11 protein-coding genes are annotated in these 10,758 nt (G+C 74.3%); 1 reads left to right on the top strand and 10 read right to left on the bottom strand.

Annotation, left to right across the window (positions count from 1 at the left end):
* The 10 genes from G339_RS0131695 to G339_RS36030 form a co-directional block, all read right to left on the bottom strand.
* A partial coding sequence (locus G339_RS0131695; RefSeq protein WP_019635084.1) for a hypothetical protein occupies nt 1-2,071 on the bottom strand: 2,071 nt, incomplete at its 3' end.
* A 559-nt stretch (nt 2,072-2,630) separates the two neighbouring features.
* The gene (locus G339_RS0131690) at nt 2,631-3,053 is read right to left on the bottom strand and encodes a hypothetical protein (protein WP_019635083.1); all 423 of its coding nucleotides are present in this window, start codon (nt 3,051-3,053) and stop codon (nt 2,631-2,633) included.
* A gap of 24 nt (nt 3,054-3,077) precedes the next feature.
* Complete coding sequence (locus G339_RS40745; RefSeq protein ID WP_084693555.1) at nt 3,078-5,969, bottom strand: DNA translocase FtsK; 2,892 nt, start codon at nt 5,967-5,969, stop codon at nt 3,078-3,080.
* The gene (locus G339_RS0131680; RefSeq protein WP_019635082.1) at nt 5,966-6,217 is read right to left on the bottom strand and encodes a hypothetical protein; all 252 of its coding nucleotides are present in this window, start codon (nt 6,215-6,217) and stop codon (nt 5,966-5,968) included. The genes G339_RS40745 and G339_RS0131680 overlap by 4 nt, the downstream gene beginning before the upstream one ends.
* Before the next feature lie 284 nt (nt 6,218-6,501).
* Complete coding sequence (locus G339_RS0131675) at nt 6,502-6,897, bottom strand: hypothetical protein (protein ID WP_026341955.1); 396 nt, start codon at nt 6,895-6,897, stop codon at nt 6,502-6,504.
* A 79-nt stretch (nt 6,898-6,976) separates the two neighbouring features.
* Complete coding sequence (locus G339_RS0131670) at nt 6,977-7,447, bottom strand: Pycsar system effector family protein (RefSeq protein ID WP_019635080.1); 471 nt, start codon at nt 7,445-7,447, stop codon at nt 6,977-6,979.
* Nucleotides 7,444-7,599, bottom strand: coding sequence for a hypothetical protein (locus tag G339_RS39240; protein WP_157408142.1), 156 nt, complete (start codon nt 7,597-7,599; stop codon nt 7,444-7,446). The genes G339_RS0131670 and G339_RS39240 overlap by 4 nt, the downstream gene beginning before the upstream one ends.
* Nucleotides 7,599-7,916 carry a hypothetical protein gene (locus G339_RS0131660; RefSeq protein WP_019635078.1) on the bottom strand — a complete coding sequence of 106 codons (318 nt, stop codon included), beginning with the start codon at nt 7,914-7,916 and terminating at the stop codon, nt 7,599-7,601. Before G339_RS0131660 ends, G339_RS39240 begins: the two co-directional genes overlap by 1 nt.
* Nucleotides 7,916-9,292, bottom strand: coding sequence for a hypothetical protein (locus tag G339_RS37285; RefSeq protein ID WP_051108016.1), 1,377 nt, complete (start codon nt 9,290-9,292; stop codon nt 7,916-7,918). The genes G339_RS0131660 and G339_RS37285 overlap by 1 nt, the downstream gene beginning before the upstream one ends.
* 166 nt (nt 9,293-9,458) lie before the next feature.
* Nucleotides 9,459-9,872: a WhiB family transcriptional regulator gene (locus tag G339_RS36030; RefSeq protein ID WP_205625676.1), complete on the bottom strand. Its 414-nt coding sequence runs from the start codon at nt 9,870-9,872 to the stop codon at nt 9,459-9,461.
* A gap of 251 nt (nt 9,873-10,123) precedes the next feature.
* Here G339_RS36030 and G339_RS39630 point away from each other — a divergent pair.
* Nucleotides 10,124-10,758 (top strand): GntR family transcriptional regulator (locus G339_RS39630; RefSeq protein ID WP_019635075.1); only part of this gene is annotated, 635 nt, incomplete at its 3' end.

Genomic DNA, 10,758 nt, shown 5'->3' with positions numbered 1-10,758 from the left:
CGGTGGTCATCGCGCCGGTGGTCATCGCGCCGGTGGTCATCGCGCCGGTGGTCATCGCGCCGGTGGTCATCGCGCCGGTGGGTTCGGTCGCGGGCTCCGGTGCCGGTGGGGGTTGTTCGGTGTAGTAGGCGGTGCGGTCGGGGTCGGCGATGTCGCGTTCGTCGATCAGGTTCTCGTGGGCGGTGATGATGGCGGTGAACGCGGCGCGCATGGGGCGGATCTGGGCCAGGAATCTGGCGTGGTCGGTGCGGTGGGCCTGGTACTGCTCGACGCGGTCGGCGAACAGCGTGAACGCGTCGAGTTCGGTCGCGACGTCGTCGAGGGTGCGGGGGCCGCGCCGCCATCCGTCGGGGCCGCGTTCGGCGAGCCCGTAGGCGCCGAGGGCGCGCAGGGCCTGGGCGGTCGCCGAGGCGCTCAGGCGTGCTCGGCGTTCCAGGTCGGCGGGCCGCGCCTCGACGGCCGTCAGTCCCTCGTAGAGGAGGGCCGCGACGGGTCCGAGTTCGTCGGCGAGCCATGCCGGGTGGCCGGTCTCGATGCGGCCCGCGGCCGGCGCCGCCCGCGCGGCGTCGGCGCGGTAGGCGTCCGGCACGCGCAGCATGTAGACGTCGGGGTCGTCGTCGCGGCCGCGGCGGACCAGGTCGACCAGGGGGTCGTCTTCCTCGCGCAGGTCGGCCAGGACGTCGGCGACGGTCCGCCACGACACCGGTGTGGCCAGCGCGAGCGATCGGGTTCCCCACGCGACGGTGACGTCGCCGGTGTGCCAGGCGGCGCGTCCCAGCGCCCGCAGCACCAGCCGCACCGACACCGCGCGCCGCCCCCAGGCTTTACAACGTACAGGGTCGCGCTCGGCGAGCACGACCGCCGCCAGCCACCGGTCCAGGTCCGCCCGGGCCCGACCCGACGGACCGGGCGTGAGGGCGAGCGTGGAGGGCAAGGCCCAGCACCCGGCGGCCGAGGGGTCACCGCCGGCGGGCGAAGCGGAAGCCGGCACCGATCCGGGGGGAGCCGGAGGGGGGTGTGTAGCTGTAGGACTGGTGTGCGAGTTGCGGACCCGGTCCTGCGCGGTCCGCGAAGCGGTCGTTTCGATGACGGCGCGGTCCCAGTCGCTGGTCAGGACGGCTGTGCGCTGCCGGGCGGAGCGGGTGCCGCACAGTCCGCCCGCGACGCCCTCCAGCGGCCCGCCCGCCCGCATCTCGGCGGCCGCCTCAGCCCACGTCCATCCCCCGGCGGCCAGGGAGCGGAGCACGGCGTAGCGGGCCTCGGACGCCGAGGGGTAGCGGCCGTTCTCGGGCTGCAGGTGCGGGGCGTCCCACGCGCCCGTGCGCGCCAGCTCCGCCAACCGCGCGGGCAGGGGACGGCGGCCACCGCGCAGCGGCGCCCACGGCCGCCCGTCGTCATCGGTGTGCTGCAACCCCGGCAGCGGCCGCCTCAACGTCGGCGCGGGGTCAACGGCCGCCAGCTCCGCACCGAGCTTGCGGCGCAGCCGGTCCAGCACGCTCGGGCCGCACGGCCGCCCCAGCACCGCCAGGGCCTCGCTGAGCGGCATCGACAGCGCCATGTAGCCCAACAGACGGCCGCGCCGCGCGAACGTCCCGTCCGGCTGCTCGACCGGCGCGCGCTTGTACGGGGACCCGGCGATGCGGATCTGCCCGGACGGGCTGCGCATGGGCGCGGGGTCCAGGGTGGAGTACCGGTCGGCCGCGGCCAGGACGACGTCGCGCAGCTCCTCCCACGGCACCGCCCGGGCGAACCGGACGTAGACGTGGCGGCCGCCGCTGGGGGAGACGTCGTGGACGACGCGGCCCCCGCACTCCTCCACCAGGCCGCAGTAGTCGTCGGCCTGACGCGCGACCAGCGCCGCCGGGTCAACGTCGTCCGGCGCGCGGCCGGTGTCGAAGTCGGCGACCAGCAGACGACCCACGGTCGCGCCGTCCGGGGTCTGGGCGTAGACCGGGACCGTCACAGGCTCGGACGGCAGGTCCCCTCCGACCGGGACCTGGTGGCGGCGGCCGCGCCGGGGGAAGTTGTCGCCGCCGTCCGGGCTCATCCGCGCGACCGGCTCGGCCGCCAACAGACGCGACAGGGCCGGCCACGTCTCCGCCGCGTCCGGACCCGACCGAATATCGGCGACCGCAAACCTGACAGGGAGGCCCGCCGACGAGCATGTCGGTTGGTCCTCGCCGGAGGGCGGTCTGCTGGTGATGACGGGAGGGGGACACGCCGGATATCCGGGGCGTCCTCGCCTACCGTCGGGAGGCGGTGTTATCGTCGCTCCTGACGTTGTCGATCCCATCGACTCGCAGCTCATGCTTTTCCAGGGCGGTAGAGCTGGGAGACCAGGGATCGGGATCGATATTTAGGAAGCGAAGGGCGTTCCCGAAAGGGAGCGCCCTTCGGTATGTCTGCGGAACCTCCTGCGGCCGCTGGACGGAAGTACGCGCCGCTACTGCATGATCACGGTAGGGCTGCTGGCACCCTACGCCCAGCGCGCATCGTGATGCACCGCGACGCGCGGGGCACGCGAAGAACGTCAGCATTCGGGAGTCTTTCGTCTCAAGGCTGCGGTGCTGGTGGGACTCGATAGGGCCGAAAGAGCCTGGTCCGCCTGGGTCGGGCCGGGCTGGTGAACCTCAGTGGTTGCGTTCGCGGGGTTGGGACAGCGTGAGTGCGACCTCGGTCAGCGGCTCGCTGATCTGCTCCAGGGATTCCAGGACGCTGTCCAGGATCTCGGGGTCGGGGAGGCGGGCTTCGTCGACTCCGGCGAGGAGGTGGCGCAGGAGGGTGCAGCCGTCGGTGACCAGGGCGATGAGGACGGCGAGGTGGGAGCGGCGCATCTCGCTGGTCTCGGCGTAGACCAGGTCCATGACGTCTTCGATCTGGTCGGGCAGGCCGCCGTCGCCGGGGCCGCCACCGTCGTCGTCGCCGGGGCCGGTGAGGTCGAGCAGCCGGGTGACGAGCAGGCCGGCGGTGGGGTGGTCCTCGATGAGGCGGGCCTGGATGTACTCCAGGCGTTCGTCGCCGTAGTCCAGGGCGTCCAGGGTGGGCGTGGGCATGGTTGTCTCCGTGGCGTTCGCGGGTTAGAGGCGGTCGAGGACGGCGGGCAGGCTGTCGGGCTGGACGAGGACGTCGCGGGCCTTGGAGCCTTCGGCGGGGCCGACGACGCCGAGGTCCTGCATCCGGTCCATGAGTTGGCACGCGACGGCGAAGCGGACGCGGAGTTTGCGTTGGAGCATCGACGTCGATCCGAACTGGGTGGTGACGACCAGCTCGACCGCCTGCCGCAGCAGTGCGTCGTCGTCCTGGCCGTCGTCCTGGCGGTGAGCGCCGGACGTCGCGGCGGCTGGGCCAGCGGGCGCTTCGGTCGGGGCGGGCTGGTCGGTGGGGAGTGCCCAGCCGTCGCCGACGGCGACCAGGCGGCCGGAGCCGACCAGGGTCTTGAGGTGGCGGTAGATGCTGGAGCGGGGGATGCCGGTCGCGGTGATCAGCGCGTTCCGGTCCAGCGGGCCGCCTCCGGCGGCGCGCAGTGCCGCGACGACCTTGTCCGCGGCGCTCGCCTTGGCGGCCGTCGCGGCCGTCGCGTCCTTCGCGGAAGCGGCGGGTGCTTCGTCGGCGTGGTCGTCCTGGCGGCGGTCGGCAGGGTCGGCGGTGGGTTCGGCGTCGGTGCCGACGATCATGGGGGAGATGTCAGGCGGGGTGCCGTCGGCCGGGATCGGCGCGGCGGGCTCGGTGGGCTGGTCGTGCGGGCGGTCGTCGCCGGGCGCGGGGATCTGGATGCGCTGGGCCTGGGTCTTGCAGTGGCCGACGACCTTCTCGATCTCGGTGTCGGTGACGTAGGCGCCTTGCAGGCGGGTGGGGGTGCTGGCTCCCATCGGGAGGAACAGCGCGTCGCCTTGGCCGATGAGCTTTTCGGCGCCGGGCTGGTCGAGGATGACGCGGCTGTCGCCGAGCGAGGACGTGGCGAACGCCAGCCGGGACGGGACGTTGGCCTTGATGAGGCCGGTGACGACGTCGACGGACGGGCGCTGGGTGGCCAGGACGAGGTGGATGCCGCAGGCGCGGGCGAGCTGGGTGATGCGGACGATCGAGCCCTCGACGTCTTTGGGCGCGACCATCATCAGGTCGGCCAGCTCGTCCACGATCGCCAGGACGTAGGGCAGCGGCTCCAGCACCGGCGAACCGTCGGTGTGCTTGGCCTTTCCGGCGCGGATCTTGGTGTTCAGGTCGTCGACGTGCCGCACCGCGTTGTGGGCGAGCAGGTCGTAGCGGCGGTCCATCTCCCCGCACAGCCACCCCAGCGCCTCGGCGGCCTTGACCGGCTTGGTGATGATCGGGGTGAGCAGGTGGGGGATGCCCTCGTACTGCGTCAGCTCGACGCGCTTGGGGTCGACCAGGATCATCCGGACCTCGCACGGCGTCGCCCGCCGCAGGATCGAGGTGATCAGGGAGTTGATGCAGGCGGACTTGCCCGCGCCGGTCGCGCCGGCGATGAGGATGTGGGGCATCTTGGCCAGGTTCGCCACCACGGTGCGGCCCTCGACGTCCTTGCCGAGCCCCACAATCATCGGGTGCGGCTCGCCGGTGGCGACCGGGGAGCGCAGCACGTCGCCGAGCGCGACGATGTCCTTGACCTGGTTGGGGGTCTCAACGCCGATCGCGGACTTGCCGGGGATCGGGGAGATGATCCGCACCTCGGAACTCTTCACCGCGTAGGCGATGTTCTTGGCCAGGGCGGTGATCTTCTCGACCTTCACCCCGTCGCCCAGCTCGATCTCATACCGGGTGACCGTCGGGCCGCGCGTGAACCCGGTGACCCGCGCGTCGATCTTGAACTGCTCCAGCACCGCGGCGATGCGCGCCTGGACGCGCTCGGCGTCCTTGTCGCCGCCCGCCTTGGGCGGGACCGAGCGCAGCAGCTCGTCGGCGGGCAGCTCGTAGTCCGCGCACGGGTCGCTGATCGGGACGGGCGTGCCGTTCACCTCGACCACCGGCAGCTCCGGCGGCCCGCCCGCCGCGTTCGCAGCCGCCGTCCCGGCCGCCGCCGCGTTCGCGGCCGCGCCCGGCGGCCCGGTGGTCGCCGCGCCCGGAACCGCCGCGCCGGTGCCGCCGGTCGCGGAGGCGTCGGGCACGTCCTGGCCCTCCCCGCCGGACCCGTCGTCCCCGCTGGTCTCGCCGTCGGGTGCGCCGACGCGCCACAGCGCGACGACGGCGACCACCACGGCGACGGCCGCCCACAGCGGCGCGCCCGCCGCGATGGCCACGACCGGCTGCGGCGCGACCAGGACGACGGCGGCGCAGATCCCCCCGCGCATCCACCGCAGCCGGGTCCGCTCCCGCTCGATGTCCTCGGCGGTGACCTCGGCGACGGTCGGCGGCGGCAGCACCCGCCGCTCCCGGTCGCGGTCGCGGGCGCGGTCGGTTCCGGCGGCGCGGCGCGCGCGGCGCGCGGCCGGGTCCAGGCGCTCCTCGGCGGCCTGGCGGCGCTCGGCGTCCGCGCGTTCGCGCGCCGCCGCCACGATCCGCTCGGCGACCTGCTCGTCGGACAGGTCCGCGGTCGTCGCCCACGCCCGCACCCGCGCCGCCGACACCCCCGCACCGCGCCGGACCCGCCGCACCTGCCCCACCACCCCGCCACCGGCGGCGGGCACGACGGGCTCGACGGGCGCGGCGTCCTCCCCGTCGCCGGCGGCGAGGGCGTCCTGGGCGGCGGTGCCGTCGTCGGTGCCGAACGCGGCGCGCCGCTCGGCCTCGACCTCGGCCGGGGTCGGGCGCGAGCGGCCGCGCAGCGCCGTGACCGCGTCCGCAAGACGGTCGCGCCATCCCGGCCGGTACGGGTCCGCGCCCTCCGCCGCACCGGACGCGGACGCCGACTGGGGGCCCGGAGCGGGGCGCGGGGAGGGGACGGCGTCCGGAACGACGGACGGCTCAGTCCCCGGGCCGGTCGCCGGACTGGTGTTCGGGTCGGTGTTCATCGGGGCGTCTCCTGCGGCGGGTCGGGCGTCGGGTCGAGGTGGGCGATGTGGGTCTCCAGCGCCTGCAGCACGGCGGCCCGGTAGGCGTCGGCGGTCGCCTCGTCCAGTTCGGCGAGGAGGACCTTCCAGTGGTCGTAGGCGACCGCCACGCGCTCGGCGGTCGTGTACGCGCAGTCACGGCGGTGGCGGTAGTGCGCGGCGCGGTTGGCGGCCCGGCGGCGGGCCAGCGCCTCAACGGAGCGCGGCATCGGGGACCTCCCTGCGGGGTCGTGAACGGGGCTCGGGCGGGGCTCGGACGGGGTCGTCTCACTGGGCCGTCTCACCGGGGGTCGCGCGCGCGTGTACGCGCGCGCCTTGGCGTCTGTCAAGGGCCTGAGACGAGACGGTGAGACGAAACGGTGAGACGGTCGTGAGACGGGGCCGGGGAACCGGCCGGGGGAAGGGGCGGCGGGCGGCCCCGCCGCCCCTTCCCCCCGGCTCGGTGGCGGCCGGGCGGGGCGGTCTCCGCGTCTGCGGACCGCCCCGCCGGTCGTCACCGGCCGTTACCGGTTCCGGTGTTCGGAGCCTGCTGCGGCACCGAGCCGGTGACGTTCGTCATCATCGAGTTCAGGCTCCCGCCGACCGCGCTGGACGTGCTGATCGCGATGGCGCCGACGACCGACCCGGCCAGCAGCACGCCCGCCGTGCCCGCCGCCAGCACGTGCGCGAGCTTCACCTTCTTGCTCTTGAGCTGGTTGTGGAGGTAGACGGCCAGCAGGATCAGGACCAGGACCGAGCCGCCGCCAGCCAGCGCGCCGCCCGGACCCGCCTGCGGGGCCTGCGGGGCCTGCGGCGCGGCCAGCACCGCCGCCGACGTCGTGGGCGCGCCCGCCGCGTGGATCGCCGCGTCCGCGCTGGTCAGAGCCGTGGTCATCGCCATGTGGGACATTGGGGTTCTCCTTCGGTTTGCTGATTTCCGATGGGGTTTCAGCGGGCGACCCCCGGCCAGGGGGGCCGCCCGCGCCTGTTCAGGGCGTCAGCGCCCCGGCGAGCAGCGCCACCGCGACCAGCGCGAGGGCGACGACGAGCAGGTCACACGCGACCCGGAGCCGACGCTGCTTGCGCCGGACGATCCCGGCGAGGATGTGCAGGTCAGACGGTCCGATCTCGGCGACCTCGATGGGGTCGGCGAACAGGTCCTCGATCTCCACGGGGCTGAGGTCGGCCCACTGGCTCCACCCGCGCCCCCCGACCTGGGGGCGCAGGACCCCCTGCAGCAGGACGATCGCGGCCGCCGTCAGCGTGATCCCGGCGGCGGCCAGGACCAGGCGGACCGCGAGCGGCCCGTGGCTGATCTGGCTGGTCAGGACCGCGATCCCCACCCCGGTCACGGCCGTGAGCGTGGACGTCTTGGCGTCCAGGCGGGCCAGCTCGCCGCGCACGGCCGCCAACTCCCCGTCCAGCACCCGCACCGCCGCAGCGTTCATCAGGGGGTTCACCTCTTCTTCTCCTTCTTGCTGGTGCGCTTGTCCCACTCGGCGCGGCACCCGCCGGGCTCGCTCTGCGCGCGGTCCGCCGCGTCCAGGCGTGCCGAGATGATCGCGACGGCGTTCTCCGCCCGCTTTCCGGGGTCCTTCCTGGTCGCGGCCATCACGCGCCCGCCCATCCGGCCGCCAGCAGCGACCGCGGGGACTGCCCGGGCGCGGGGAGCTGGCCCCGCTCCTCCAGCAGCCCGGACAGGATCGCGACGGGGTCCAGGTCGCCCCGCCCGGCCGCCGCGACGACGGCGCGGGCGTGCGCGAGCAACTCGGCGTGGTCGGCCTGCAGCAGCCGCAGCGCCTGACGGGTCTGGGCGAGCTGGTCGGCCAGCACGACGGTCTCGGCCTGCGCGGCCGCCACGGCCGCCGCCGCCCCCGCACGCTGGTGCAGCTTCCGGGCCGTCCGGACCGGACGGGTGTGACGCGGCATCACCGGTCACCCCCCACCACGGCCAGGTACCGCTGCGGGTCGGCGGCCGTCGTCAGCGACATCACGCGCTTGGCGCGCTCGAACCGCAGTCCCAGGGCGTTCTGGACCGCGCGCACCGACGGGTCGGCGGGCAGGTCCCCGCGCTCGATCAGGGCGTCCAGGCGCTCCCGGAGCTGCACGTCGGTCAGCGACCGCGACGACGGCTCGGAAGCGGTCGCCCGCGCGCTCTCGGGCACCCGCGCACCCCGGTTCGGACGCACCTTCGGCCGCGCTTCCGACCCCTGCTTCCGCGCCTGGTCAGCACCGGTTCGCGACCGCTCGGAACCGCGCTCCCGCGCGGTCTCCCGCACGATCTGGGGAAGCGCCCACCGCTCCCCCCACGCCAGCGCCCCGCGCACCGCCTCGGGAGCACCCACGGAAGCGGGCTCGGAAGCGGTGTCGGAAGCGGGCTCGGCGGGAGCGTCGGCGGGGACGATCGGGAGCGCGGTCCGCTCCCCGCGCGGGATCGGCCACGCAGTCTCCGGCCGCTCGGCGGCGTCCTCGGACGCACGCTCGGACGCACGCTCGGACGCGGCCTGCGGCGCGGGGTGGAGGGCGGCCGTGGGTGCGGCGGGGAGCCGCAGGTCCATCTCGGCCAGCAGCGGAACCGCCCGCCCGCGCTCGTCGGTCCACGGGTCGGCGGCGGCGACCGACCGGTCGACCAGACCGATCAGGTGCGCGGTGACGGCCGCGCCGCACGGCCCGATCGCGTGCGCGACCATCGCGCCGACGATCGCCGTCACCGACTGGTCCGACCCGTTCGGCGCGCCCGCGATGAGGTTCAGCGCGATCGAGGTCGTCAGGCTGGCGATGGCGATGACCTCGCCCCCGTGGTCGAGCGTCCCGCCCGACTGCGCGAGCCGCGCCCGCACGATGATCACCCAGGCGACCAGGCCGATCAGCACCGGCTCCAGCAGCCACAGCGCCCACCACACCGGCGCGGACTGGTCGACGTCCATCAACCGCGCCGCGCCGTGCTGCACACCCGCCGTGGACCAGGCGGCGAACCCGATCAGCACCGGGATCAGGACCTTGAGATTCAGGACGCGCGTCTTCTCCAGCCGCAGCGCGCGGGCCTCGCCCGAGCGCGCCATCTGCGACCCGATCCGGATGCGCTCGCCCTGCGCGCGGGCCGTCCGGTACAGGCGGGCCAGCTCCGTCCGGGCCTGCGCGTCCTCCGACCGCTCGGCCCGGTCCAGCTCCGCCAGATCGATCTCGGCCGCGACGTCCGCACGGGCACGGCCGTGCGAGGCGTCCGCACGCGCCGTCTCCAACTCGTCGTCCCGGCGCGCGGCCGCCAGCTCCCGCTGACGCCGCAGCTCCGCCGCCAGCTCCACCGGGTCCTCCGCACGGGCGGCCGGAGCCGTACCCGTGGCCCGCGACACCCGGCTCACAGCGCCACCACCAGGGCGACGACCAGCAGGAGCACGAGCGCGCCCGCGATGATCGCCAGGTTCACGACGTCGGCCGCGCAGCGAGGCGCGCGCCAGATGCGACGGATGCTCACGACGCCACCGCCCCCGCTCCCCGGTAGCGGATGGGGCGGCCGATACGCTGCTGCGCGATCTCCGTCCGCGCCCACAGCGCGAAGCCTCGGCTGTGATCGCCGTAGCGCTGCCGTGCCAGCAGCTCCCGTTCCCAGGGCGCGCGCGCACCGCTCGTGCCCCACGGCCGCTGACCCTCACTGATCGCCCGGACGTCCAGCTCCAGGCACTCACGGGTCACGGGGCACCCCGCGCAGAGCTGACGCGCCCGCATCTCATACGCCCGCCGGGCGCGCGGCACGGCGCGGCGCAGGTCGGGCTCGTCGCGGAACCATGCGTCGGGGTCATCGCTCCCGACGCACGCCCCGTTGGCGTGAACGCGACTGCGCAGCCCCATCGAGCTCAGGCGACGCAGGTCGATGGCCTCACCCATGTAACTCACGACGCCACCGCCTCGACCATCGAGACCGGGCGGGAGATGATTCCTTGCATCGGGCCAGCTCCTTCAGCCGTTGGTCCGGTACGCGGCCCCGGTGCACCACCACCGGGGCCGCAGTCGTGTTCGGATCCTCGAATAGATCCGCTCGACGGACCTATTTTTACGCCGGGCGAGGGCATGATGTCAATAGGTCCACCGAACGGACTAGTGTGGCAAGATGGCTGGCACGAGCAGAGGGAGTTGGATTGCGGATCACGCCCGAGGAAGTAGCCGCCTACTTCCGCCAGGACATCTGGGGGGAGCGCTACCGGCACGGCGACAAGCTCCCCCGCGCGGTCGACGTCGCGGCACAGCTCGGCGCCGATCGTAAGACTGTGCTCGACGGCTACCGGAGACTGGCCGAGGAGGGACTCGTCGAGGTCAAGCGCCGCAGCGGCACCGTCGTCACCTACCGGTTTCCCCTCAAGCGCATGGGCGCCGACCGGTACTCACGCACCAACCGCAGTCGCGGCGTCGTGGCCTTCGCAGCCGACCGCGAGGCCAGCGGCGAGACCTGGAAGCGCACCGACCAGACGCCTACGGTCCGTCGCATCCCTGCGACTGAAGAGATCGCCGAAGCGCTTAGCATCCCCATCGGCACCGAGGTCATCGAACGCGACCGCCTCGTCCGCGATTCCGACGAACGTCCCACCCAGGTCCTCACGAGTTGGTACCGCGTCGAGGACGTCGCCGGCTCCCCCATCGAGACCAGTCTCACCGGCACGGCCGGGAGCGGCGGCGGCTACTCCGCACTCGACGACCTCGGCCTTGGCCCGACGGACATCGAAGAGGAGATCTGGCCGCGCATGCCGCTCCCTCATGAGATCGAGCAGCTTGAGCT

It is taken from the genome of Actinomadura atramentaria DSM 43919, assembly GCF_000381885.1.
Classification (GTDB): Bacteria; Actinomycetota; Actinomycetes; order Streptosporangiales; family Streptosporangiaceae; genus Spirillospora; species Spirillospora atramentaria.
The sequence above is the reverse complement of the archived record's forward strand: the minus strand, read 5'-3'. Positions and strand labels throughout refer to the sequence as shown.